This is a genomic window from Paenibacillus sp. 19GGS1-52 (assembly GCF_022369515.1).
Taxonomy (GTDB): Bacteria; Bacillota; Bacilli; order Paenibacillales; family Paenibacillaceae; genus Paenibacillus_AQ.
Map to the genome: position 1 here is coordinate 3946872 of NZ_CP059724.1, position 25873 is coordinate 3972744.

At 44.3% G+C, this 25873-nt stretch carries 29 protein-coding genes; 3 read left to right on the forward strand and 26 right to left on the reverse strand.

The window, feature by feature from the left end; translation table 11 throughout:
* Positions 1-283: 283 nt before the first annotated feature.
* Genes H1230_RS18410 through H1230_RS18425 form a run of 4 tightly spaced genes read right to left on the reverse strand, consistent with a single transcriptional unit; the run spans position 284 to position 4406 of the window.
* Positions 284-1387 carry a Gfo/Idh/MocA family protein gene (locus H1230_RS18410; RefSeq protein ID WP_239711373.1) on the reverse strand — a complete coding sequence of 368 codons (1104 nt, stop codon included), beginning with the start codon at positions 1385-1387 and terminating at the stop codon, positions 284-286.
* Positions 1388-1408: 21 nt separating this feature from the next.
* The gene (locus H1230_RS18415; protein WP_239711374.1) at positions 1409-2140 is read right to left on the reverse strand and encodes a ThuA domain-containing protein; all 732 of its coding nucleotides are present in this window, start codon (positions 2138-2140) and stop codon (positions 1409-1411) included.
* A gap of 25 nt (positions 2141-2165) precedes the next feature.
* A complete protein-coding gene (locus H1230_RS18420) occupies positions 2166-3326 on the reverse strand; it encodes a Gfo/Idh/MocA family protein (RefSeq protein ID WP_239711375.1) in 1161 nt (386 codons plus the stop codon).
* A complete protein-coding gene (locus tag H1230_RS18425; RefSeq protein WP_239711376.1) occupies positions 3327-4406 on the reverse strand; it encodes a LacI family DNA-binding transcriptional regulator in 1080 nt (359 codons plus the stop codon).
* Between the two features lie 196 nt (positions 4407-4602).
* On the opposite strand from H1230_RS18425, the gene H1230_RS18430 reads away from it, so the two are divergent.
* The gene (locus tag H1230_RS18430) at positions 4603-4773 is read left to right on the forward strand and encodes a hypothetical protein (RefSeq protein ID WP_239711377.1); all 171 of its coding nucleotides are present in this window, start codon (positions 4603-4605) and stop codon (positions 4771-4773) included.
* 56 nt (positions 4774-4829) lie between these two features.
* Here the strand turns inward: H1230_RS18430 and H1230_RS18435 are convergent, their stop codons facing one another.
* The 13 genes from H1230_RS18435 to H1230_RS18500 form a co-directional block, all read right to left on the reverse strand.
* The gene (locus tag H1230_RS18435; protein ID WP_239711378.1) at positions 4830-5639 is read right to left on the reverse strand and encodes a hypothetical protein; all 810 of its coding nucleotides are present in this window, start codon (positions 5637-5639) and stop codon (positions 4830-4832) included.
* A gap of 63 nt (positions 5640-5702) precedes the next feature.
* Entirely contained in the window at positions 5703-5966 is a 264-nt protein-coding gene (locus H1230_RS18440; protein ID WP_239711379.1) for a Rid family hydrolase, read from the reverse strand.
* Positions 5967-6029: 63 nt separating this feature from the next.
* Complete coding sequence (locus H1230_RS18445; protein ID WP_239711380.1) at positions 6030-7280, reverse strand: ISL3 family transposase; 1251 nt, start codon at positions 7278-7280, stop codon at positions 6030-6032.
* A 335-nt stretch (positions 7281-7615) separates the two neighbouring features.
* On the reverse strand, positions 7616-8500 hold the full coding sequence (locus tag H1230_RS18450) for an IS3 family transposase (protein ID WP_239711381.1): 885 nt from the start codon (positions 8498-8500) through the stop codon (positions 7616-7618).
* 44 nt (positions 8501-8544) lie between these two features.
* Positions 8545-8871 carry a transposase gene (locus H1230_RS31425; RefSeq protein ID WP_275590894.1) on the reverse strand — a complete coding sequence of 109 codons (327 nt, stop codon included), beginning with the start codon at positions 8869-8871 and terminating at the stop codon, positions 8545-8547.
* A gap of 223 nt (positions 8872-9094) precedes the next feature.
* Positions 9095-9280 (reverse strand): hypothetical protein, encoded by a 186-nt coding sequence (locus tag H1230_RS18465; protein WP_239711382.1) that lies wholly within the window; start codon positions 9278-9280, stop codon positions 9095-9097.
* 54 nt (positions 9281-9334) lie between these two features.
* On the reverse strand, positions 9335-10114 hold the full coding sequence (locus H1230_RS18470) for an ABC transporter permease (RefSeq protein WP_239711383.1): 780 nt from the start codon (positions 10112-10114) through the stop codon (positions 9335-9337).
* A complete protein-coding gene (locus tag H1230_RS18475) occupies positions 10111-11016 on the reverse strand; it encodes an ABC transporter ATP-binding protein (protein WP_239711384.1) in 906 nt (301 codons plus the stop codon). Before H1230_RS18475 ends, H1230_RS18470 begins: the two co-directional genes overlap by 4 nt.
* A 212-nt stretch (positions 11017-11228) precedes the next feature.
* Entirely contained in the window at positions 11229-11486 is a 258-nt protein-coding gene (locus tag H1230_RS18480; RefSeq protein WP_239711385.1) for an AAA family ATPase, read from the reverse strand.
* A 16-nt stretch (positions 11487-11502) separates the two neighbouring features.
* On the reverse strand, positions 11503-12036 hold the full coding sequence (locus H1230_RS18485; RefSeq protein WP_239711386.1) for a hypothetical protein: 534 nt from the start codon (positions 12034-12036) through the stop codon (positions 11503-11505).
* Between the two features lie 91 nt (positions 12037-12127).
* Positions 12128-13501 (reverse strand): DUF4179 domain-containing protein, encoded by a 1374-nt coding sequence (locus H1230_RS18490; RefSeq protein WP_239711387.1) that lies wholly within the window; start codon positions 13499-13501, stop codon positions 12128-12130.
* The gene (locus H1230_RS18495) at positions 13491-14096 is read right to left on the reverse strand and encodes a sigma-70 family RNA polymerase sigma factor (protein WP_239711388.1); all 606 of its coding nucleotides are present in this window, start codon (positions 14094-14096) and stop codon (positions 13491-13493) included. Before H1230_RS18495 ends, H1230_RS18490 begins: the two co-directional genes overlap by 11 nt.
* Positions 14097-14165: 69 nt before the next feature.
* Complete coding sequence (locus H1230_RS18500) at positions 14166-15041, reverse strand: LysR family transcriptional regulator (RefSeq protein WP_239711389.1); 876 nt, start codon at positions 15039-15041, stop codon at positions 14166-14168.
* Between the two features lie 128 nt (positions 15042-15169).
* On the opposite strand from H1230_RS18500, the gene H1230_RS18505 reads away from it, so the two are divergent.
* A complete protein-coding gene (locus tag H1230_RS18505) occupies positions 15170-16057 on the forward strand; it encodes a DMT family transporter (protein ID WP_239711390.1) in 888 nt (295 codons plus the stop codon).
* Positions 16058-16172: 115 nt separating this feature from the next.
* On the opposite strand, the gene H1230_RS18510 is transcribed toward H1230_RS18505, so the two are convergent.
* The 7 genes from H1230_RS18510 to H1230_RS18540 all read right to left on the reverse strand — a co-directional run bounded on the left by H1230_RS18510 (position 16173) and on the right by H1230_RS18540 (position 23352).
* Positions 16173-17669 (reverse strand): DHA2 family efflux MFS transporter permease subunit, encoded by a 1497-nt coding sequence (locus tag H1230_RS18510; protein ID WP_239711391.1) that lies wholly within the window; start codon positions 17667-17669, stop codon positions 16173-16175.
* 20 nt (positions 17670-17689) lie between these two features.
* A complete protein-coding gene (locus tag H1230_RS18515) occupies positions 17690-18316 on the reverse strand; it encodes a TetR/AcrR family transcriptional regulator (RefSeq protein ID WP_239711392.1) in 627 nt (208 codons plus the stop codon).
* Positions 18317-18529: 213 nt separating this feature from the next.
* Positions 18530-19279: a stalk domain-containing protein gene (locus tag H1230_RS18520; protein WP_239711393.1), complete on the reverse strand. Its 750-nt coding sequence runs from the start codon at positions 19277-19279 to the stop codon at positions 18530-18532.
* A 105-nt stretch (positions 19280-19384) separates the two neighbouring features.
* Positions 19385-20149, reverse strand: coding sequence for a M15 family metallopeptidase (locus H1230_RS18525; protein WP_239711394.1), 765 nt, complete (start codon positions 20147-20149; stop codon positions 19385-19387).
* Positions 20150-20153: 4 nt separating this feature from the next.
* Entirely contained in the window at positions 20154-21077 is a 924-nt protein-coding gene (locus H1230_RS18530; RefSeq protein ID WP_239711395.1) for a hypothetical protein, read from the reverse strand.
* A gap of 192 nt (positions 21078-21269) precedes the next feature.
* Positions 21270-22697 (reverse strand): DHA2 family efflux MFS transporter permease subunit, encoded by a 1428-nt coding sequence (locus H1230_RS18535; protein WP_239717404.1) that lies wholly within the window; start codon positions 22695-22697, stop codon positions 21270-21272.
* Positions 22698-22782: 85 nt separating this feature from the next.
* Positions 22783-23352 carry a TetR/AcrR family transcriptional regulator gene (locus H1230_RS18540; RefSeq protein WP_239711396.1) on the reverse strand — a complete coding sequence of 190 codons (570 nt, stop codon included), beginning with the start codon at positions 23350-23352 and terminating at the stop codon, positions 22783-22785.
* A gap of 171 nt (positions 23353-23523) precedes the next feature.
* On the opposite strand from H1230_RS18540, the gene H1230_RS18545 reads away from it, so the two are divergent.
* Positions 23524-23958 carry a DUF4395 domain-containing protein gene (locus tag H1230_RS18545; protein WP_239711397.1) on the forward strand — a complete coding sequence of 145 codons (435 nt, stop codon included), beginning with the start codon at positions 23524-23526 and terminating at the stop codon, positions 23956-23958.
* Between the two features lie 12 nt (positions 23959-23970).
* Here the strand turns inward: H1230_RS18545 and H1230_RS18550 are convergent, their stop codons facing one another.
* Both H1230_RS18550 and H1230_RS18555 read right to left on the reverse strand, forming a co-directional pair.
* A complete protein-coding gene (locus H1230_RS18550; RefSeq protein WP_239711398.1) occupies positions 23971-25167 on the reverse strand; it encodes an MFS transporter in 1197 nt (398 codons plus the stop codon).
* A 71-nt stretch (positions 25168-25238) separates the two neighbouring features.
* A complete protein-coding gene (locus H1230_RS18555; protein ID WP_239711399.1) occupies positions 25239-25823 on the reverse strand; it encodes a TetR/AcrR family transcriptional regulator in 585 nt (194 codons plus the stop codon).
* Between the last annotated feature and the right edge of the window lie 50 nt (positions 25824-25873).

Consider the following 25873-nt stretch of genomic DNA (forward strand, 5'->3'; position numbering starts at 1 on the left):
TGTTGTATTTCATCCAACAATTCCTAGTTGCAGAATAGATATAACAAATATTGTTGTATTTTATACATCATTTTCACTGGAGAGCTAGTGGTTGAGAGCATCAACTTCCTTATCGAGAATAGAGAATTCCCCTCTATTCTCTATTTCTTCCAGCGGAAATGGCTTATGCGTATTTTAACTTTTTAGGAGATGCACTTCAATCTCCGAAAATCATATTAATTCTTATCTTTCGAAAAAAAAGGACACCAGTAGATGCTCTACTAGAGTCCGTTTCCAGCATTTATTAATCCAATGTATATGGCTGTAGTCCTAACGGAAGTGCAGCCGGACGTTCGCAGGTGCTCTCCATCTCATAGAAACTACGAGAATCGGAAGAATCATGAAAGGCCCACATCGCTTCCAGCACATGATAAGCAAGCTCACCGCTGGCGCGGTGTTTGCGTCCAGTACGAATGGCATAAGCCATATCGGCGGGTCCAATGCCTCGCGTGTTCTGGTCGTAACCAGGCACCAGCGGCTGCTCTGTCCAGTCTTGTTCACCGACGCGCCGGTATTTCACAGGTCCGCCAAAGGTGTTCGGATCGGGAACTTGAATCGTTCCTTCAGTCCCGTAAATTTCTATTGGTGGCAAATCGCTGCCCCCAAAGATATCAAAGCTGGTGATCAGCGTTGCAATCGCCCCGCTGTGGAATTGCAGTGTTCCGGCAACGTGGGTCGGGATATCAACCGGAATCTTTTGCCCAGACTTCTTCTCGCTCGTAATCGTTCGCTCTTGCAGCGCTTTGCCGGTCATGCCAGCTACCGTATGAATAGGACCCAGCAGTTGCACCAGCGCCGTCAAATAATAGGGGCCCATATCGAACATCGGTCCACCACCTGCAGCATAGTAGAATTCCGGATCAGGATGCCAATGCTCATGACCGCGTCCCAGCATAAATGAGGTTGCGGCAACTGGTCGGCCAATTACACCTTCATCAATCAGCTTCAGTACCGTCTGAATACCTGCACCTAGAAAGGTTTCCGGTGCACTGCCCACAAGCAGACCCTTTTCCTTGGCCACTGCGAGTACTTTGCGACCTTCTTCTCTAGTCACAGCTAACGGCTTCTCTACATATACATGCTTGCCAGCTTCCAGTGCACGCAGGGTAACCTCGGCATGTGCTGCAGGAATCGTTAAATTGATCACAATCTCGATCTCAGGATCATTTAATAATTGCTCTGTAGTATAAACGCGCGGAATATGGTATATATCGGCCTGCTCCTGTGCTCTCGTCAAATCCATGTCTGCACAAGCGATAAGCTCCAGAACTGCGAACTTCTGACAGTTCTCCATATAGATACTGCTGATCTTACCACAGCCAATGATGCCGACTTTTACTTTGTCCATTGATTGATCGCTCCCAACAATTTATTGACTGTCTGCCATACCGCTATAACTATTACCAATCTTCGCAACATCCGTTTGACTCAACGCAGCATTCTGTTTACCTTCTGCAGCCCAGAGCAGTCCTCTGCGCATCATTTCCTTCACCTGGGGCTGCTCAACAATGTCAGCATGATGACCTAATGAATTGTAATATACTCGGCCCAATCCCCAGCGTTTGGTCCAGGCTACAGGCATATCTACTGCTTTGTTGAGCGAATGAGGTCCGTCTACTACAGGGAAACGGGTGGTTGCAAGCACTTCTACCGCAGGATCAACATGCAGATAATATTGCTCAGACGAAACATTGAAATCCTCCATGCCTGCTACCAGCGGACTGGAGCTCTGAGGAAATTGTATCGCGTAGTTCACTCCATCATTGCCAGGATGTGCTACCCATTGTCCGCCCGTCATAAACTGCCAATCCGTATTCTTACGGAATGAATCACACATCCCGCCATGACAACCCGCAAGTCCGGTACCATTCTGCACAGCAGTGGATACGTTATCAACAAATTGCTGGGAAATTTCTCCCATCGTCCAGACGGGAACAATTAGATCCAGACCGAGCAGCTTGTCAGCATCTGCAAAAGCCTCCAGCGTATTGGATACCTCAACTTCAAACTGCTCTTCCCGCAACAGCTCAGCGAATACTCCGGCGACCTGCTCCGGTTCATGTCCGTCCCAACCGCCCCATACGATCAATGCTTTTCTCATGTTCAACACTCCTTCTATTTGATGTTTACATCTCGGACAATTCAACCCAGCGCCGTTCATCAATTGAACGTTCTACGGCTTCCAGCACAGCTTGGCACTTCACGCCGTCATGGAAATTTGGCACCGGCTGGCGCCCTTCCTCAATCGCTGATGATAGCTCCAGCATTTCGTGAATAAATGTATGCTCGAAACCAATCGTATGACCTGGCGGCCACCACGCTTCTGCATATTCATGTGCAGGATCAGTAGCGAGCACCCGGCGAAAGCCCTGTACATCCTCAGCATCAGAGGTGAGATAAACCTCCAGTTCATTCATCCGTTCGAAATCGAATTTCACACTGCCAAGACTGCCGTTAATCTCAAAAGAATTCGTAGAGCGATGACCGGCAGCAAACCGTGTAGCCTCAAAGCTACCGATGGTACCGTTTACAAAACGGGCCAAGAACAGTGTGGCATCATCTACAGTGACGGCTCCCTTAGGAGCATTTGTATCGCCTTTGGCACTTAATCCAGTCATTTCAGTAGCGAGCGGACGCTCTTTGATGAAGGTTTCACTCATCCCAATGACTTCCTGCACATCACCCACCAAGAAATGAGCTAGATCAATTAGATGAGCACCAAGATCTCCGTGCGAGCCTGAACCGGCAATTTCCTTTTGCAATCTCCACACTAATGGAAAATTGGGGTCCAATATCCAATCCTGCAAAAAGCAGGCGCGAAAATGATAGATCTTGCCAAGTCGTCCACTCTCCACCAGCTTCTTCGCCAGCCTGACAGCTGGAGAGAACCTGTAGTTGAAGCCGACCATATGAGCGACACCAGCTTCTTCTGCAGCCTGCAGCATTTCACGGGAATCGGCCAAGTTCAACGCTAATGGCTTCTCGCAGAAAATATGCTTGCCAGCCTTCACGGCAGCCAACGCTATTTCTTTATGTGCATTGCTTGGCGCATTAATATCAATAAGATCAATATCCGCGCGGGAGATCAAATCCTTCCAATCTGTTACACTTTCAGCCCAGCCAAACTGCTCTCTTGCCTTGTCCAAGTCCTCGGCATTACGTCCACAAATCACGGACATTTCCGGTTTCAAAGCCTTTGGGAAGAACATGGGCAGACTTCGGTAGGCATTGCTATGAGCTTTGCCCATAAATTTGTAACCAATCATTCCAATGCGCAGCTGTTTCATCTAAGTCCTCCTCGATTTATTGATCTGGGATGAAGCACGAATGATAAGCTCAGTGGGAAGTTTAATCCGAACTTTCTGGACAGATGCATCCGGATCGCCGTCAGGCATCTCCAGTACCTTGGCAGCAGCTAGCTCACCCAGCCGATAAAAGGGAACCCGCACACTGCTGAGCGCAGGGGTTGTAAGTTCAGCGGCATCCGAATCGTCATAACCAACGATAGCAGGCATGCGTTCAGCCGAGACGCCCAGCTCCCGCAAACCCTGCTGCAGGCCAATGGCCATTCGATCATTGGCGGCAACAATGCCGTCGATCTGTTCGAGTCGTGTAACCATCTCTTTAGCGGCAGCTACACCACTCCTGCGGCTGAAATTGCCTTCGAACTGCAGCGTTGAGTCAAGTGCAATTCCCGCCTCAGTTAAAGCACGAGTATATCCTCGCATGCGGTCACGACTGTTCGAGTAAGCTTCAGGACCATTGAGGAAGGCGATTCGCGTGCAGCCTTGTTCCAACAAATGAGTTACGGCCTGCCAGCTGCCTTCCACATGATCCGCATCCACCTCATGAAAGGACTCCCCTTCAAAATGCTGATTGATCAGGCAGAAAGCATGCCCTTCCTCCTTCAGAAGTCGTAGCGCTGTCAGTTCGCCGGGCTCCTCTTTCGCACCCAGTACAATACATGCATCAACCTTTCGCATCCGAAACAATCCACAATAGTCCATTGGCTCATTGGCATCACGAAACAGCATTAGCAGATCATAGCCCTCTTCTCTTGCTTTACTCCCGATTCCGCTTAGGATTTCCGAGAAATAATAAGCGGAGAACAACCGTGCCTTCGGCAAATAAGGCATAACCACGCCCAAATTCCCACTTCGTCTGCGCGCAAAGCTGCGGGCTAAGGAGCTGGGTGTATAGCCAAGCTTAGCTGCCGCCGCCAGCACTCGCAATTTCGTCTCTTCCTTCAGTGGGCCAACATTGTTGAGCACGCGGGATACTGTGGCTTCTGAGACGCCTGCCAGCTCAGCAACCTCTTTTCGGCTGGTGATAAGAAATCCTCCTCTAAAAAAAACATCAATGTACACGCGTACATTTTCTCACGAAGTTTGCTTGAGGTCAATCCCCTCTAGACATAAATCGAAGGAAATATTTATAAACGCTACTTTTTCTTGAGTATATTTTGTACAGTAGAATCCTCTTCCATCGCCAAAGTTTCGGACCACTGGGATAAAATGCAAACCATCATCTAATACTAGGTCTACGAAAATGGAGGTGAAGTTCATGCCCAAAAATAGCGCCGATCCCAAAAAGGACCCTACGGATAATCGCGCAGATCAGAAAAACAATCAACAGAAAAATGGCTATACTAAAGATGAAAAAGAGATGTTGAATATCAATAAAGCTGACGATTATGTCCCAAGTATAAATGGCATTTCCAAAAATAAAATCTAAATAACTTGAAGGCTGCCTATGCGTATCTTTAAGATGCAAAAGCAGCCTTTCTTGTCTCACCAACCTTCAAGTTCTGTTAGCAATACACCTTTTTTGGAAAGCGTCAGACTCTGATTACTGGTAAAACCTTCAACACTCTGAATTCTCTTCGTAATAAATGAAAACTCATAAACCTTAGTGAAATTACCATTCAGAGTAAAACTAACCTTACTTTCATCTGGAATAAATACCATCGAACATTGAGTTGGATAGTCTCCACTGTGCTGCACGGTTTCCTGAAGCACGTCGAATCCAGATTGCAAATTAAAGGTTTCTTTATGATCAGTAATCATGTCACATGCCTTAATATATCTATCTTCCCCTGGTCCATTTACAAGCCTATTTTCACTACTGATATATTCAGATAAAGGGAAATTAGTAAGTACCATGAAATCCTTATTACTGCTGTTTGAGTCCATTTCAAGATGTTTTCTTCCTGGCTCAACAATGTAAGTCTCGCGATTCCTTCCAGCTATCATACTATGTACACTTTGGTTGGGAACATTAACAATGGCATTACTATCTAAATAATCAGGTAATTGCGCTAACTCCATCTGTCCTGAAAGAACTTCATCAAATAACTTCATGATGTGTATGCAATTTTTCCCCCGTCTATAATTGCCTGCTTCAATGGGATCAACCATCAACAAATTCATAAATGTACCCCGACCATTCATTCCGAACGCTGGATAGAATTGTCCATTGTCATTCTGTAGAACTAGAAGCTGATCGTCTCCTAGCAGAGCTATTTTAATGGGTCTACGGGAAATATCGAAGTTCATACCAATAACTGTCTTGTCTGCATGAACAACGAAGCTTGTGCACATGGAGAAAACCTCCTACGTGATAGATCATTAGTATTTCCTACTGAGCAACTGTATAGTGTCCTGTTACATAAGTCCTTTATAGGCCACGCCATCGATCATCATCAGACAGTCTGCATCAATAAATTCGGATGTCGAAGTCATTCTTGCTGGAAATTTATCTTTTTCAAAATACTCACTAAACACCCGTTCCATCTCAGGCAGGTCTGTAATGTATTTAAGGTATACATTTACCTTAACGATATTCTCCAGGGGTACATCGACTTGAAGCAGCGTTTTCTTGGCTCTTCGCTCTACTGGATGGGTAACGCTGCATAGAAATAGCTTCATAGATACTTTGGTATCCATAGATTCTTAAGGAAATGGTATAAATGGAAAGGGGTAAAGACCGGTTTAGGACCTCTGTGCGGCAAGCGCTGACAGTCGATTTTTGTTAGCGGTCATGTATACCATTGCGATTAAATTGTGGACGTTTCTATACCCGCGTGCTTTTCGTTTGGACGCTTGCACCAATCCATTAATGCCTTCAAGCAAGCCATTGGTCATCCGGCTATGGAACCAACGAAGAATGCCTTCTTCATGTTGCTTTACGGTCTTGGCCAGATCCATCATCGGTTCCAACTGCGAACGTCTAGCCCAGCTTAACCATTCTCGCAAGTAAACGTCAGCAAACACATGTGGAGTTATCCATAGCTCCTGCATTGCTAATTTCAAGCGATAAGCTCGTCCGGTTTTTAAGTTTTGGTCCTTGAGGCTTTGTAGGGTTTCTCGTTGTTCCGCCTTCAAATGAGCTTCATTCTTTAACCATAAAAATTTGCTCCGTTTGAGTCTAGGCTCTTCTTTCTGCTCGGTTTTGCGCACCTCATCTACAGCATCATTAACCATCTTCATGACGTGGAACTTATCAAAAGTAATTTCAACTGTAGGGAAATGCTCTTTAATTCCTCCAATAAAGGAGGGAGACATATCACAACATATTTCCTGTATTTGCACGGGTTCTACGCCTTTTCGAAGGAGATGCTGCTTGAAACGTGCCAGGGTATCTTTCCCTTTTCCTTCCGTTGCGAAAAGTATCGTTTTGGTATCCACGTCCACAAACAAGGTAATATAACGATGACCTCGGCGTGAGGACGTTTCGTCGATGGCGATCCGCCGAACAGAGGTCAAGTCCAGCTCGTTCATGGCTTGTTCAACGTAGTGATGAAAGATTCGCCACATCCGTGTATCGTGCTCTCGTAATTCACGCGCTGCTGCATTCACCGGCATTTCAGCCATTAATCGCATTGCCCAAGCGTCAAAATCCAAAGTGAAATGCGACAACGGACGTGACCACTTCACCGAAATCATCGTGATCTTATTGCATTTTTTGCAGTCGGTTCGAGGAACCCGAGCATGAATATAGGTTTTCCATTTCCAAACATCAAGATGGCGCCACTGCTTTTTTTCTGCATCGTAGGCCTTGCAAAGTGTCCCACAATGCGGACAGGGAAAGAGGGCTCCACGTTCAAAGTCAATAAATAAGTGCCACGCTTCTTCTTGCGGATCATGCTCAATATCCACTAATTTCCATGGTTCTTCCAAGTCTAACATGATCTTGAACACATCATTCATTAGATTATCTTGCTTGCTTAATGGGGTCCACATCTTCCATCCCGCCCTCGTAATTTTCTTACTAGACAGTATGGACACTTTCTCTATTAAACAGACATGTAACATTCACTTTAGCGAAGAAGCGTTTTCTTTAAGTGTACAAAGGTATCGTGAATCTGTTCTGTAAAACTGTCTCCAAATCCTCTATGCAATCCGAGATAGACTGAATCTCCAGCTACAACTGCAGTTGAATAACTAAATGGAGTTGGTATTCTTGTATTCATCAGGTCAAACCGGTTGAACACCCTTATGCTGGACACTGCACCCCTTAACCAGATGCTTTCATAAAATAACTCGAATTTGCTCTTCTTTCCTTCGATTTCTGCATTTTAGACCTTGATTTCTTTAGGTTTTACCAAGTTTTTCTGTAGGGCATCGATATATTCGTAGGGAGATAGGTCGTAAATACTCCCATGAATCCTTTGCTGATTATAGTCCTGAATAAACTGCGTAACGATCTCGTAGGTCTCAGGATACGACTCGAATTCATGCCTTTGATAACATTCCGCCTCCAAAATAGAATGGAAAGATTCGATGTGCGCATTCTTATTTGGCGTTCGTGGAGGAATTCGTTCATGAGTGATTCCAAACGTTTCACAAGCTTCTTCAAACCGGTGACTGATGAACTGTGGACCATTATCAGAGCGGATGAACGGCTTCTCTTCCTTGGGCTTATCAAATAGCTGACGCTTCATCAGGGCTTCCTGTGTAATCTGAACCAGATGCCTCGCTTCACAAGTTAAGCCGAGGTGATACGAAATAATGGCACGATCGAATACGTCTAAGATGCACATTATGAAGAAAAACCGACACTCACCCGCCATCCAGCCATACTTTATATCCGTCTCCCACAACTGATTAGAGCCCGTAATCACACGGTTGTTTGCGAGTCTTCGGGGATGTTTCAGTTTCAACTCACGCTGCGGACGCAAGACATTCAACTGCGTACACAGCCTGTAGATTTTCTTCTTGTTAATCACAAGTTGGTGGCGTCTTTTTAGAAGAACGGTCAGCTTGCGGTACCCAAACGAGGCTCCCTCACCCGCCAAGAACTCCATAAGCCATTCACAGATTTCTTCGTCGCTCACGCGAGTTCCAGTGGTGGTATACGAGTATCCGGGTGCAGGACGCCCTACCCTTTGAATCGGATTCTGTGCCGTTTCTTTGACATGGGCATAGTACGTTGAGCGTTCGACTTCGAGTACACGGAGCACCAGGCTAATTGAATGCCCTTTATCGATATATTTACGAGCAATTTCTATTTTATCCGTAAGTTTGGGTTCGTTTTTTTTAGTAGGTCTTTGAGAATTTCCCTTTCCAGGGCTTGTTCCGCGAGTAGCTTCTTCAGTTTTTCATTCTCATGCTCAAGCTGTTTAAAATCTTCAGCGGTGGGGATAAACTGGGCTTGTCTTTTGCTCGTACCGTCTAACTGATCTACATCTTTACGATTCAGATCTCTTGCCCATCGTAATACCATCTTGGGATCTAGTTCATGCTGTCTAGCAACCGCTGTAAAGTTCCCAATCTCTTTCCCTTTTCGAACGACTTCCTGCTTGAAATTTAGATCATATTGTACACGCTTCATAACGTTCCCCTCCGTCTACTATTGTATTTGAATAAGGGGTGTACTGTCCAAATCTTCTAGGGGGCTAAATAGATACCTCCTAATAGTTTTATGTGTAAGCGTAAAATCCAGCATACCTGTAAACCCTAAGCCAGTCATGAGATTATAGGCATATCTTCGACGGGCATGCTGTATCGTCTCCTGGAATGCGGAACTTTCCATCTAGGTTATAATAAACACAGAACTATTTCCGTTTATCTTTCATAGCAAAAAAGAGCATTACTATTAGAACAATAACAGCCAACCCTCCATTAAGATAAACATCAATCATTCGGCCACGTACAAATTTCGAAACGGCTCCAGAAGCCAACAATAAAAATAATATTCCGAGAGCAAGGTATTTATTTTTTTTCACAAATTCCGTAAGCATTGCAACATCTCTCCTTGATATGATTTATTATGCCTAAGAATAAAGTGTCCTTATTTAGGTCTCTAGTTGCTTTTTCTTGAAAACGTAAATAGACATATACAGTAGTAGAATTATCGACAATGAAGTTACTATTAGCACTAACGATAAATGAGAAGCAAACTCTCCTTTCACTAAAAAGGTTGTGGCCTGGTCAGTGAGATGTGAGGGGCTCCAATGCATGTATTTAGTAAAGACATTTGCCGAAACTGTTAAGACGGTGGCAAAAGCAAGCGTTATAAACGCGATTGCAGCATTCTCATTAAATGATGTGCTTGCCAATAAGGTAATTGTGACAATAAAAGCTAACCACAAACAATATAGCAAGAAACTAACAAATGCTCTTGAAAAGTTGACTTCACCCACTAATGAGCATGTATAATACCAAGAAACAAAAAATCCAAGTGAGAAAGAAAATAGTGTGATAGTCAGTGCAGCTGCCCATTTTGCAGTCAAATAAGATGCGAATTTCACCGGCTTCATTAAAATCATTCCTGCAACCCCACTTATCCTTTCGTTGGAAACCATACCCATAGATGCCAGCACAATAATTAACAATCCTATGGTTCCGTACTGGGAAAGAGTCTTAATTAACACTTCTCCTCCAGTTGGCAATGGAATATTAATCACCGCGCTTTTAGACAGACTTCCTGTGTTTTTTAAAATTTGAGGTAGATAATATGCAGTTACAGGCTGCATAATCCCAAACAGTATAAAGACAATGGGGAGCCATATCCACTTTGAATTTCTCCACATTTCTAACATTTCTTTACGAAACATGATCTTCCACTGATTCATCTTTGCACCACCTTCATAAACAAATCTTCAAGTGATGTTTGCGCAACTTCAAACTTGAGCACAGGTATTTTTTTATTAGCTAGGTCAGCAAAAATTTGTTCTTTAGCTTTATGTATATCACGAACTGTAAACTGGTAACCACCATCGATATTTTCAATCATTTCGACTAAATCATTATCCTTCCAATCGCTTGCCCAAGTTTCTAAAGAGCACTCCGCCTGAATCTTTATGATAGGTTTTTGGTTTCTTTCCAAAATATTGGATAACGAACCATCTAGAACAATTTCTCCACCACGCATGATGACGACATCGTCACTTATCTCCTCTGCATCATGCAACACATGTGTTGAGAACAATATGGTAGTTTCTTTTTTAATCATTTGCATCATATCAAGTACTTCCCGTCTGCCGATTGGATCAAGTGCCGACACAGGTTCATCCAGCATTAATAATTTTGGGGAATGTATCATCGCTTGAGCCAATCCAAGTCGTTGTTTCATACCTCCAGAGTATCCACCAATTTTACGATTTAGCGCATCTTTCAAACCTACAAGTTCAAGTAACTCTGGCGTGCGCACCTTTAGGTCAGCCCGATTCATGTGAGCCAGAGATCCGACATAATTAATGAATTCGCGACCTGACATCCAATTATAAAATACCGGATACTGAGGCATATATCCGATATACTGACGCAAATCAACACCATTCATTTCGGAAAACTGAATAGTTCCCTCATTTGGTTTGATAAGACCACATAGCATTTTCAATGTCGTTGTTTTTCCTGCCCCATTTGGTCCTAATAGGGCCATACAGCGCCCCTTTTCAATTTGAAAGTTAATCCGATTAACAGCGGTAATTTCTCCAAATTGTTTAAACAATCCCTCTACACGAAGTAGATTCATTCATCTGTTCTCCTCCCAAAGATAAAAAACGGAATTGACCCAAAATAAGAAATCACAGCCCAAACCTTGCTGTCATGGAATGGGCTATTTGACGATTACTTTTATGTTCATCTGATCCAACTCTTTAAGGAGCTAATCTGATTCTTAACAAAATTCTATGTATAATTTCATTTGTAGTTAAATGATCCGTATCTAAGTGTTCTTTATACATGTCATTCGTTAGCGTATTCAGACACTTTATCGTTTGTTGGTAGGTCCAGCGTCCGTACCGTTAGAATTCTCCATAACTCTAAATCCTGAAAATCATCCGTTCTCTCCTCTTGTAGTCTAATCTCTTCAGGAATGGTTTTTCTTAGCATATATCCTATCTCTTCAAGATCAAATATCATACTGTTGGGAATCTGTGATTGAATTAGCTGGGCTGTTGTGGTTTTGCCCACACCAAATGCCCCATTAATCATAATTATCATCGTAGCCCTCCCATTATCAATCGAAATTTCTACTGCTGATCACTTCATAGAACAGATCGAAATGTTTCTTCACCGTATACTCATCATTGATTTTCGCTTCATAGGTATAAGATTCCCCTTGGGATCTGGCGGAAATAAGGATTCGGTCATTTATCGTTTTATATTCCATTTCAATTCCATTGATCACTTTTTTATTCATGTCCTCTTCATAGATCACCTCTACTTTGCTCACAGTGAGCTTAAACACATCCGTTCCTTTATAAGGTCCATACAATATTTGAGTATCAATACTGATACTATTTGCTTTACCGAGCTTTCCTTTCTTATCTGTAAAAGTATAAATAATGGAGTCTCGTCCCTGTCCCAACGGATCTGCTAACAGATCAATCTCTTTGATTTCAAGTCCTTGTACACTAGGAATAGTTTCACTGTTGTTATATTTCTCAACCTCTTCTGCAGCTTGATTCAAGTCACTTTGCTTAGAGGAACAACTAATAAGGTTTAGACAGGCAATTAGTACAATAATCGACGATATTGCTATTTTCCTCATAATACCTCCTATGCCCTGAATAATCTCAATGCCTATATATAGAATTCGTCTGATTTATCCTATTACCTTTTTATGTCAGATGAAAATTTACCTATTCAAGGTTTAACGGCAGTCTCCATGGCCCTTTGATCAAGAAATGAGGTTCGGTCAGCGAAAATATAAGCGACGTTTGCTCAGGCTTTGTCTGAAGCTGGAGCGTCTTCATCACGGCAGACGTCTTATTGACGTTCTCCCTGCTAAACGAATCGTTAAATTCCGAGCCCGGATAACGAATCAAAAAGTACTCCAGTGCCTGCGGTTTCGTCAGATCAAACTGTACGTCGACATCAACACTGACACTTGTCTCTCCAGTACGTTTGATATGGGTAAAATGGATCGGAAAGCCACCGATTTCAGCAGGAATGTCGATGTTATGTTCAACGCCAACCTTCGGGATTGGTATTGACACTTCTTCGGGACTAGCTTCGGGATCAGACACTTCGATGAAGGGGATAACGATCGTGTATGGTGCCACTCCATCAGGTATTTCGTGGAAGCGGAAATCAGACGGAAACGTTAATGTATCCGACTTAACCAGATTGGCCTTCTTGCCATTCGCATCCTCAATATATAAGCCAGTATCTGTCACGAGGGGAGATACTCCATAGGAGTGAACTGTAAGTCTTGCTTGTGGTAGCTTAGAGATGAGTTGTACACGGATGATCCCATCCGTGAGTCTAGTTGGAAATGCGGTAACCCTTACATCCTGTTGCACGCTGCTTGAACCAAGATGTTCAATGTCGTCGGCCGTTTTCGAAGCAACTAGCTTTAATGGACCTAGGGTTGTACCATTGATATTCAACGTGATTGTGTCTGCTTCAGGCACCTGTATATCTTTTGAAGGGCTGTATTGGCCGAACCAGTCTCCTCCTGAGGATGAACGAGTAGAAGAGATAAATGTGTATGTGTGACCGTCGATTTCGGCTTTGAATTCCTTAATCTCAGGTGTCTGTACACCGCGCAGTGTAATCGTTGCAACGTGTGGCTGTAATACGATGCTGTCGACAGTAAGCTTTCCGCTGCCGATCACTCGCACGTAAGGTTTCTCCAAGACATACGTCAACTGTGTAAGATTGCCTTCCTCCACTGCACCAAGGCCAGGGAAGAAGCGTAGAACTTTTATTAAATCAGCCTGCACAGCCGGAGTGGAAAATACCCCAAACGCAACAAGTAGAATGGCAACAACAGCTGCAACTATAACTTTGCGACGGCGGCGAGGGGAGAAAACAATGGGAATTAAGGATACAGCTACTTTTTCTTGCTGCAACCGGGTGATCGTACGAACCTTAATACGCGCGATTGCGGCGAGATCTTCTTCTACTAAGAGAAGGGAATTGGAATTCTCTGGTTTAACCCATTCAAACTCTGCTACTTCTGCATCAAGATGGTCAATCCACGCAAAATTGATCTTTTCCTCATTTCCCATTATTCAACGCCTCCTTTGTCTCAGTCTTTGTCTCAGTCTCTGTCAGCCCTAGTTTCTGCTTAAGTGCCAAACGGCACCGATAGAGTCGGCTTTCGATTGCTTTCTTAGAAAGGTCGAACAACGCCGCCAGTTCATCCAAGCTTTCGTAATAGAAATACCTACGCCAAAACAAACTGCGGTCCGGCTCACTCATCCCTCGTACAAAACCGATTAGCTCCCGACTCGATTCACGAGAAATAACATGATACTCGGTGGAATACGGACTCCTTATTTCCGCTACTTCACCTAACATCGTTATTTCATCACAGCGTCGTATAAGTTTACGCCTTAGGTCCAGTGCCTTATACTTCGTAAGCACGAGCAGCCACGTCCTAAAAGAGGCGCGATTTTCGTCATAGCTTTCAATGTCGTGCCACGCTGCCCAAAACACGTCGCTCACACATTCTTCCACATCCTCCGAGCTACCAGCACCGGATAGCACGCGTCTGACAAGCGCTTGAACACTCGGTCCAAAGATGTCGATTGCTTCTTCTAATGCCTGCATTTCGCGGCTTCTAAATCGTATTGCCCATGTATGGTTCTCATTGTTAAACATTGTATGAACCTCCGGTGTTGTTCTACCCATTACTACGTCATCATGAAGAAGAAACACTCAGGGGGTAGCTCAAGGATTAAGCTCCAACCATGATTGCACATGCTTCAGGAAACGTTTAGTAGCGGGGGAGGCATATTTCATCGAGTTCACAGCAATTCCGAGCGATCTGAAACTGCGGTCCTCCAATTCAAGTGCAGTTATATTGTGATTTTGACGCTTTAAGACCAATTCAGGCAAAATACTAATTCCCAGCCCTTTCTCCACCATCGCCATAATCGCATAATCATCCCCTGCGGAGAATTTGATCTTGGGTTTGATACCAGCCTTCTCCAGCACTCGGCGGATATCATAATCCGATCCTGTCTTCTGGACAATAAAATCCTCGTCTGCCATCTGTGCCCAAGAGAGAAAAGGCTCTTTGCTTAAGGGATGCTCTAGCGAAACAATTCCCAGCATCCGGTCTTTTTTCAAAGGAAATACCTCGAATTTCTCACGGGTCGGCAATGAAATAAAGCCACAGTCGATCACGCCACCCTCTATCCATTGTTCAATCTCCAAATAACTGCCTTCCAGCAGCTTAAATTCAATATGTGGATACTCACTTTGGAATTGCTTGATCATGCCTGGTAGCCAATGCACGGATACACTGGTGAAGGTACCAATCGTAATCGTTCCAATCTCCAGCCCATGGATATCGGCGACTGCCTGTTTTAACTGCTCATTCCATTTCAGAATTTCACGGATAGGCTGCAGCACCTGCTCCCCATTTACCGTTAATTTAACACCTGACCGGTTTCTAACCAGCAACGAGAAGCCGAATTCCGACTCTAAGCTACTGATCGTATGGCTAATTCCGGATTGGGTGAAACCTAGCACTTCTGCGGCTTTGGTCAAGCTTCCAAGCTCAACTACCTTCAGAAAAACCTCGTACTTATTGATACTCAAGCTAATACTCCCCTTTTCTTCATTACATGAGAATGGCTCATGTTTCCTATCATAAACATTCAGTTAACTTATGTAACCGTGGATATTATACTGTATTTACTTGAATTATAGAAGGATGATGACGTGAGATGAAACCGCTCAAAGCCGAGCTAATGTTGTTAGTTGTAACCTTATTCTGGGGCTCGTCCTACATATTTATGAAAATGGGGCTTGGTACGCTGGGTGAATTCAATCTGATCGCGCTGCGTTTTGGGCTTGCTTTTTGTTTAGCTGCAGTGTTATTCCATAATCGCTTGAGACGTGTGGATGCCAGAACTTTGAAATATGGAGCCTTACTAGGCTTCCTGTTGCTGGGTGTCTTCACCTGTATCACGTTCGGCCTTAAGACCACCACTACCTCAAATGCCGGTTTTCTGGTGGCTTTGACTGTAATTTTTGTACCTATGATCGATGTACTCGTATTCAAAAAGAGAATCGCTCCCCCGCAAGTCTTTGGCTCCATCCTGGCGATTGCCGGAATAGGCCTGCTTACGTTAAACGCTACCTTAACAATCCAGCCAGGTGATTTTCTCTGTATTCTGGCAGCCGTATTCTATGCCGTGCAGATTCTGGTCACCGGTAAAGCCGTAAAGACCAGCGATTCTCTTACGATCGGCATCCTGCAGTTAGGCTTCGCTGGTGGTTTTGCCTTAGTGTTGTCCACCCTATTCGAGACTCCTTCACTTCCCAGCACCCTGCCGGGCTGGATTGCAATTCTGGCGCTCGGCATTCTATGCAGTGCCTGCGGCTTCATCCTGCAGCCGGTTGCCCAGAAATATACCTCACCCACCCGTACTGGGTTAATCTTCTCGCTCGAGCCAGTATTCGCAGCCCTATTCGGTTACTGGTTCGCAGGAGAACAGCTGTCAATACAAGGCTACACTGGTGCGGCACTTGTTCTGTTGGGTATAATAGCCTCCGAATTATTAGGGAAAATCTCCTTTTCACGGATCTCCGAAGAGCCGGAGCGTATTTAGTGTAGATTTATATTGGGAATCCAGGGTTTATTCCATTCCGAAGGTAAAACACAAACAAGCCACCCCAGCAAAAATGCTGGAGCGGCTTGTTGTTCCTTAGATGTCAGCAGATGGATTAATGTCCCATCATCATCGCTGGATCAGGCTGTTTACCGTCTTTAGGAAGAGGTGTATCAGCCACTTTCGGTCTGCGCAGGATGAGACTGATAATAACACCAGCCGCAGCTATGCAGGAAGTCAGGAAGAATACATCATTAAAGCCCAGAACCGCAGCTGTCAATGGATTGCCTCCTTTAGTCAATGCACCCATGTGTACTGCAATCTGGCTGGTCAGATAACCAGTCATTCCTGCTACTGCAAAGGATACGACAACCTGCTGAGCAGCCGCTGTCAGTGGAGTTACACGGCCAACCCATTCACGTGGTGCGGAATTCAGTACATGTGTGTTCAATGGCATCATGGACAAGCCCATTCCAAGTCCCATGAGGACCAGACTCATCATGACTATAGGAAGACTCGTATCAATCGTAATGCCTGATAGTAGATACAAAGCGGTGGAAATGATACCTAAACCGACAAAGGCCAGCGGACGTGCACCAATCTTATCAAACAATCGTCCTCCGAGCGGCATGCCAATACCGGAAGCAAGCGCTTGAGGAAGCATGATCAGACCCGTCTCCAGCGGCGTGTAATGACGAATCTGCTGCAGGTATAACGGTACGAACAACATCGAACCAAATAATGCCGCTTGTGTAACCCATAACAAGATGATTCCGCGAGTGAAATCCGATGATTTGAACACTCGCAGCTCCAATAACGGGTGCTTATGAAGCAACTCTACGATAACGAAGAGTATAAGTGCCACGCCTCCGACGGATAAGCCGACTATAGCCGGTGTGGAAGACCAACTGGTTCCTCCGCCTTCATTAACGCCATAGGCCAGCATAGAGAAAGCAATCGGAGCCAGAATCATACCTAGTAAATCGAGATGCGTCTTGCCCTTCTTCTCAGTCTTGGGCAAATATTTAACCCCAAGGATGATACCTACAATACCGATAGGTAAGTTAATCAGGAAAATCCAGTGCCAGCTAACATACTCCACCAACCAGCCTGACAGAATCGGGCCAAGTGCTGGTGCTAGCAGCATCGGGATGCCGAGCATGCCCATAATGGAGCCCATTCGATTTGCAGGTGCCAACTTGAAGACCATTGCCATCCCGATTGGAGCGACCATACCGCCGCCCAAGCCTTGAATGACTCGGAATAAGATAAGCTGTGTCGAGGTCTGAGCAACCGAGCATAACATGGAACCTAATACGAACATAATTACAGTGGTCAGAAACACTTGTTTCGAACCGAAGCGGTCTGTCATGTAGCCTGCAAGCGGAATTACTGCTGCCAATGCCAGAGTGTAGCCCGTAATCGCCCATTGAATCGTCTTGAGATCTGTTGAGAAATATTCCACCAGCTTAGGTACCGCAACATTTACAACAGTCCCGTCTAGGATAACCATGATCATACCTACGATAATAGCCAACAGCGGGGGCAAAATGGCTTTTAGAGAAAATGGCTGTTCTGCCACTGCGCTTTTCTCATTTATTGTTTTTGACATCCAAATCTCCACTCTTTTCTCTATATATTATATTTATAAAAATAATGCTCGAACAACGCCTCAATTTGGGTTTCAATGGAAGGGAATTGAAAGCTAGTTTCAAGCTTATTTTGTGCTCCCGGTGAGCAGGAACTCATCGTTAAAGGAAAAATAATCGCGCCGTACAACTGCAACATCATCATCCTTAGCTTCACTTCGTCTTGCTCATTCGTAATTTCTCGTAAAGCAGCATGCATATGCTTCATTCTCATTGTTTTGGCATAACGGGTATACTCATCCTGAGAAGCCAGAATATTATGGCCTTGATCAATCATCTGTCTGGCTAGTCCGGGATACTGTTCCAGATTGGCAATATAACCAATAAAAAATTGTTTTAACCGTTCTTTAGGCGATAAGGACAGATCTTCAAGCGCTTTAAAAGCATCATCGAACGTGGATAACAAGACTCGTACGGCATCAGAGAGCAAATTATCTTTAGACCCGTAATAATAATTAACCAACGCTATATTGGTATCTGCTTTAGCAGCGATTTTGCGCAGTGTTGCACATTGAAGTCCATCTTCTCTAATCAGTCTAACTGTGGCATTTAAAATAGTCTGCTTGGTATCCTTGTCTGAATGATCTGCATTGTTATCTGTTTTGTTCATCCTTCTATCGTATCCCTCCTTAATTACTGAGATGTTTTTTAATGATTAATCATTGATTAATTCACTGTTTAATTCATTGATTAATTTACTGCAGAATACTTCGTTTGTCAACAATAAACTATAAATTTTAATTTTCTCAATTTCACCAAACAAAACAGACTATGCTTTGCTCCTTATGGAGCATAAACATAGTCTGTTGTTAAGGTGTATAGGTTATGGCAGTTTGACTGGTAGAGGTATGATTCGCAGTTCAGTAATTTCAGCAGAGTTGTTCAGTCTAATCTCAAATGAAGCCTCCGAATCACTGAAAGAAAGTACGCTTTGCAGGACCATTCCTTCCTCATTCCGACTGCTTACTGTAGATTTAAGACCAAGATAATTCCCACCTAGAGTCGATATATTCTCCCAAGTCTGCTGGATTACAGGAATGGAGATTGCCCGCTTCATTACCGGATCAAAGTAACGATCCTCTAGCTCCTGATACTTTCCTGCTGCGAGCAATCCAACGATTACTCCCGCAGTTACATCCGGCGTATACACTTCCACTTGATTAGTCCCTGCATCATAGGCTGTTACTAAACCAAGTGCAGCGAAAAAAGATAATGGAACGTAGACGCGATCCTGTCGGACAACGGTGTTCTCTTTAAACGAGACCTTCACGCCATTAAGGATGAGGTCTTGCCCGCCAGACTTGAAGGAAATCTTATTCTGAACACTATTCAGCTGGATCGTATCCGTAGCTTTCTGGTAGGAGGTTATATACTTCAATGCAACTACAGTCTCTCGAAGCGGGATCATCACCGTAGAGCCACTAAGATAGGGAGCAGAATCTTCAAATTTCAGGGACTGGCCATTCAAGATAACATTCATATTGCTTGCGGCACTGGAGACCGTTTGCGCCGGTATCCATGAACCTATCGTCAATAACAGAATACTTAGGACAAAGGCTGAGATTCTTCTCATCAAATCCAATCCTCCTCTTCTGTATTTAAGAATCAGTATGCACGCTTACATCATGTAATACTCCTATATTAAACATTAAACTCAATAATATGCAATAGAATCGCATCACTCGATATTAAAGTTGAAATATTGATTGGGATAAGGCTCCTTAAGTAGTGTGAAATGCCACCATTCCTTCGTATAGGGCTTAAATCCCCGCTTGACCATGGCTGCTTTAAGGATTGCACGGTTCGCCTTCTGGGTGTTGTTAATTAGGCTTGTATCATAATAGGAGATATTCCCGAAGAAATCATAAGGGCTGCCCATATCCACATTAGCGCCTGTTTTGAGATTAACTATGGTTAAATCCACCGTGCTGCCTCTGGAGTGTCCGGACTTTTTGGCGATGAAGCCCAGCTTAAATAGATTTCGTTTATCCAGCAACGGATAATATTGCTGTTTCATCTTGATATCACTGGCATCTTGAGACCAGTTAACAAAGTTATTTACTGCTTTTTGCGGGCGATAGGCATCATAAATTTTCAGGAGATAACCCTTCTGTTTCAGATCCTCACTTACAGCCTTAAGGGCAGTTGCTGCTTCGCGTGTAAAGATTGCCAATGGGGCATGATATCCAGTAACTCGTTGTCCAGTGAAATTATTTTCACCATAATAACGAATTTCATATTGCGCAGTGGGAATGATTTCTTCCAGATAGACGAAGCCCTGTGGCAGGTTATGCTTCTTTGTAAGTTGTATCTGTTGCAGCGCCTTATCTACGGATGACCCCGTGTACGCAGCACCCGCATGTCCGGTCATCATGTAGCTCAACCCCATAATCAGCGCAAAAGCTAGAAGTATAAATCTTATTCTCCTTGGTAGCAGCTTCAACAATCTATGCCCCCTCGTTTTTTAGAAACTTGTCAATCGCTGGCGTGAACTCATTCTCTGTACTATCCAGCATGATAAGCAGCTTTTTTATAGTTGCCAAAAGCTTACTATTTCCTATGCCCTTGGTCAAAGCATCTTCATAGGCCTGTCTCAGCTCAGGATCCAGCTTCTTTTGATCATAGTCATACGCCGGTGTATTGTCGGTCCCGTAAAACAGGCGGGAAACCGCATAAGTAAGCTCCTGCTTAACAGTGGCAACGCGATTGGAAGTGGGATATTTTCGCACAAAGGTCTCCATGGCTAGCGTTCTGGAAATGACCTCATCCCAGCTAATTACAATTCCTGCATCATATGTACTTGGGCGGTTGGACTCTTTCGCCATAATGTCGATATAAGAGGCAATATCCTGCTTAATATAAGGCTTAAAGCCTTTATAGCCTTCGTAATGCATCACTGGATAATACATTCCCTCACTGGTCTCCATCTTGTAGCCCTTGTCACGGCCTTCAATTAATATAACACGAATTTTGGGGTCCTTGATCGCTTTAAGCAGGCCAGTATAAGTCAGTCCATTTTTGGAAAACGCTGTGCCGATCGCCTTCTGGACGTTATCCGGATATAGCTTGTCCGAAAAGTCAGACAGCTCTGCCTTTTGCGCATTCTCCAGCTGTAGGGTCATTAGAGTCGCATACCAAACTCCAGCTTCATCAATATGATTAATTAAAAAATTGCGTGCCTGGATAAGCTGGACCGGTTGCTGCAAATATTTCTGAAACTGTTTATAAACGGCTGAAGAATTTGGTGCGGTTGCGGCATAAGCAGGTTGCGAGCCTACTGAGGTAACTACTACCCCTGAACTTAGAGCAATTGCTATGCCGAGCAATGCTCCCTTTTTCAAATTCAATATCGATAAATTATACTGTTTCATATTGCCTCCTCGTAGAGATGATATCTTATTGTCTTCTTATTAGACAGTCTTTAGCAGCAAAAGGTTACACTTATGTTTGGACGAATTGAGGGAAGCTGAAACAAGTTATGCCTGTGACGTTTACCCTATCCATCCTCAAAAAAACACATCCGCAGTGCGGATGTGTTCTCGATCATGCATATAATTGCAGCATTAATGCATGGAGCTTTGTGTTTTGTGGGAAACAATGACACGCTTAAGGAAGAAAGCAACCACAAGGCCTACAATGGATACGATCATCCCAAAAATAAAGGCATTCTGCACACCATTGGTGAACGCAGACAACATATTGGCAGGGTCCTCAGGATCAGCTACCCCCTTCAAAAAGCTGTTCGTTCCGGCAGTCATAATACTGACCGCCAGCGCGGTGCCAATCGCACCTGCAACCTGCTGTAGTGTATTCATAATTGCCGTTCCATCAGGATACAACTCCATTGGCAATTGATTAATTCCGTTCGTCTGAGCCGGCATGAAGATCATCGACACACCGATCATGAGCGCACTATGCAGTACAATTACGAAAACAACTGTCGATGTAGCAGTGATGCTGGAGAAGAACCACAACGATACGGCAATAATGATCAGGCCTGGTATAACAAGCCATTTGGGACCATATTTATCGAACAAACGTCCCATAAGCGGAGACATCAATCCGTTAATTAATCCGCCGGGCAGCAACAGTAACCCTGCCTTGAAAGCCGTATATCCTTGACCCTGCTGGAGATACATGGGAAGAATCAGCATGGAGGACAGGATAACCATCATCGCGATAAAGACCATCACCACACCAACAACGAACATCGGGTATTTAAAAGCGCGCATATTAATCATGGGCTGCTTCATTGTCACCTGACGGAAGACAAACAACGCCAGTGCAACGACGCCTATGATAATGGGAATAATAACTTTAGGGGTTCCCCAGCCTTCAGTTCCACCCGCACTACTGAAACCATACACGATTCCGCCAAACCCCAAGGAAGAAAGTACAATGGAGAGCGCGTCGATTCTCGGCTTCGTCACCTTCGTGACATTTTGCATGAAGAGAATGCCGCATACCAGCGCAATCACAAGGAAAGGCAGCGACAGCCAGAATATCCAATGCCAGCTAAGACTCTCAATCAGCAGCCCGGCAATCGTCGGACCAATTGCTGGTGCAACCATGATAACCAGTCCGATTAAGCCCATGGCGGCGCCTCTTTTGGCAGGAGGTATAATCACTAGAATGGTGTTAAACATCAGAGGCAGCAGCAATGCTGTTCCCATGGCCTGAACCACTCTTGCCGTCAGCAGAAACTCGAAATTCGGTGAGACAGCGGCCAGAAAAGTGCCTACTATAGAGAAACATAAGGCGGCAACAAATAACTGTCTCGTCGTGAACCATTGCAGCAGCAATCCTGATATCGGAACCAGAATCCCTAGGGTGAGCAGATAGGCCGTAGTTAACCATTGTGCGGTGGACGGTGTAATCTGTAATACATTCATAAGATCAGATAATGCCACATTTAACGCCGTTTCACTGAACATTCCAATAAACCCTGCCAACAGTAAAGAGATTAGAATAGGAAGGGTTTTGAACTTTATTTCCTCGGTCTTTTGTTGTCCTTGTACGGTAGCATCCACTCTAATATCCTCCTGAAAATGTGTTTTTTCTCTCTTTTCTCTCTGTCTAGCCCAGTAGAACAGGGATAAGCCTCGCTGCAGCCAGCAATGGCTGTTCATCCCGATAAGTCAGCGCCTGCAGCAGCGCCCCTTCAAATAAGGAGATCACAACGGAAGCCTTATCTGCAGCAGCCCCCTGCTCTTCGCCTGCATTCAATAGACTCTGCCTCACGACATCCTGCCAGTCTTTAAAGACAGCCTGACACGCAGTCCGTAGCTCCTCACTGATGCAAGACGTCTCTACTGCTAACCAGAAGCTGAACGGAACAACTCCCTTGAAGGAGGATTCTACAGCATCCTTGGCCATTCCCAGAATAAAATCCTTCATCGCTTCCACAATATTTGCGCTATTCTCCACATGATATCTGAGCTTCTGAGCGACAATTTCACTGGTGCGCGTGATGCACGTTAAAGCCAGTTCTTCTTTGCCGTGAGGGAAATAATAATACAGGGAACCCTTGGGTGATTCGCTGTCCTTAATAATCTGGTTCAAGCCCGTAGCATGATAGCCTTGTGTGAAAAATAATCTTGAAGCAGTATCTACAATCGCCTCGCGTGCATTCGGCTTGTTTGACAAGCTTGACACTTCCTTCTTGGCATTATAACAATCGGTCTACATAATGAAACCATAATGTATTGAACGATGTCAACGTTTTTTAATTTAAATTTGAATATTTCTCATAATCCTTCCCAAAAACTCATACGCTCGCTATACTATAACTAAACCAATAAGATAGGTGTGAATTAAATGAGTGAAGGTTCTAAAGGAATTCCCCGACCGTTAGTTAAGACCAATCAAGGCTTTATTGTAATTTCCGTATTATTAACATGGCTCACCGGTCAATATTGGATTCTCGCCCTGCCGCTGGCCGCTGGAGTACTTGGTCTTGTATTTGGATATAACCCGGTTATCAAGCTTGGCGCGAAATTTCTGACAAAAGAGCGGTGTGCCTACCTGCTTGAAGATGCGGAGCAGCAGCAATTTAACCAGAGCATTGCCGTCTTCTGTCTTACGGCAGGTCTGGTCAGCTTTATTGCCGGGTGGACGATCGCTGCCTATATTTTCACGGCATTGGTTGCTGTTGCGGCTACTGTAGCAATCCTCGGGTTCTGCATCGGCTGCTTTATCCATTATCAATGGAAAATGTATACCTACAGACGCAAGCAGGGAAGCAGTCACTAACATGGGGTTGACTCAACGTGTGGAAGTATAGAGTAGCTTATCCTTATGTTTCGCGTAATATTTCTGAAATCGGGTTGAATAAGCGAGAATGTAGATAATGACAAGTGCACCAAGGACATTCAGAACTATAAGTGCAGTATTGAGACTGAAGAATAAGGTCAGGCCACCAACACCTACAATAGGTACAATAAATCCGGAATATCCTGCTAGATAATAGGTGGAAATAACCTGTGCGCGTTCTTCGGGCTTAGGCAGATTTCCGGCTAGACGCAGGCTCACCTGAAAGGTCCAGCCCCCACCAATCGCTTCAATGAAGATTCCAATCCATAGTAGCGACAACTTCCCTGTTTCTCCGGACAACACTGTAAAGCACGACCCAATCAGGAGCATGATTAGTCCTATCCGAATTCTTGTCATCTCGTTTCGGGGGTTACGGACCATTTGGGCGATGGCCCCGCCTCCCAGCAACAGTAGAATTAGCAGACCCGAGACGGACAGATTGGAGCTATGAATTACATTCTTTGTGAAGGAAGGAATTAAGGATAGCACAATGCCGTTAAGCGTAAAGACCATAAAGATCGACAAGCCGATAAATGACCAAAAATGCGGGGAAATTTCCTTGGGAATACCGAGAGTAATCTTAGGTGAAGCTATCCCCTCTTTTGCGGAAGAATCCTCAGTCAGCGTGAACAGAGCTATCAGCGCACTAATCAACAGTACACTGAGCAGAACAAAGGGCAGACGAAGGGGTTGATAACCTGCATATTGGATCATTAATCCACTAATCGCCGGTCCTAGTCCAAAACCGACCAGGATTGTAACTCCCAACAATGTTAAAGCCAACCCCTTTTTTTCCGCAGGACTCTTAAGAAATAGAAAGGCCGCTGAAGCGCCCGTAAAGGCCCCGTATGCAATCCCCTCCAGCATTCTCGCAGCATAGAGCATCCAAGCTTGATTCGCAAACATGAATAGAAACGTAGCGACCAGTGAAAGAAGTACACTCGTTAATAGTACTTTTCTGAGGCCCCACGATTTACCTTTAGAACCGACAATGAGTAATGAGGGCAACAGGCAGACCGCGTAAGCCGCAAATAATAGGGTAATCTCCAAGCTTGTCAAATGAAAATGCTCTTGATACAAAGGAAACAACGGTGAAGTAAACGTAGCTCCAAAGGCCATCATCAGCATCACCCATAACATTCTTTTCATCTAATTCATCTCCCACTTCATAATAATGCAGATAATATTTGAATGATCGTTCAAGATATAACCAAAAAAAATTAAACAACGACAGATAGTGCGACTTTGCAGACATCCTCTAATACACTGCGGTCAGGGGCAGTCTTCCCCATTACATGCAGCCCCTGCTTCGTATTCGCCAAGAAACGGGCCAGTTCACGCAAATTGTGTTTCCCCTTAACATCGCCATTCTTCTGAGCACGCAGCAGAAATTGGTAAAATAATGATTCCACATGAATCGCATAGGCCTCTACTCTACCCGAAATCACAGGATCGGTTGCAGCAACCTCCATCGCAGCATTGGTCATAAAGCAACCTCTACGCTTCGTATCATTGTTCATGGAGCTATCAATTACTTTGCCGAAGAAACGCTCCAAGAGCTCTTTAGTGGGTCCCTCTTCGGTTAGAATCGAATAATATTTTTCTTGTGAATTATGCTGGAAACGGTCCAGACAAGCCACAAATAGCGCATACTTATCCCCAAAAGTGTCATACAAGCTACCTCTATGAATGCCCAGTTCCGTACACAAATCCTGTATTGAGGTCCGTTCATACCCTTTTGTCCAGAACAAATCCAGCGCACTTTCGAGCGCTTTCTCCTGATCAAATTCCTTATGTCGAGCCATTCTTCTCAACTCCTTCTGCTACTATGTATTACTATATATTATCTTGAACG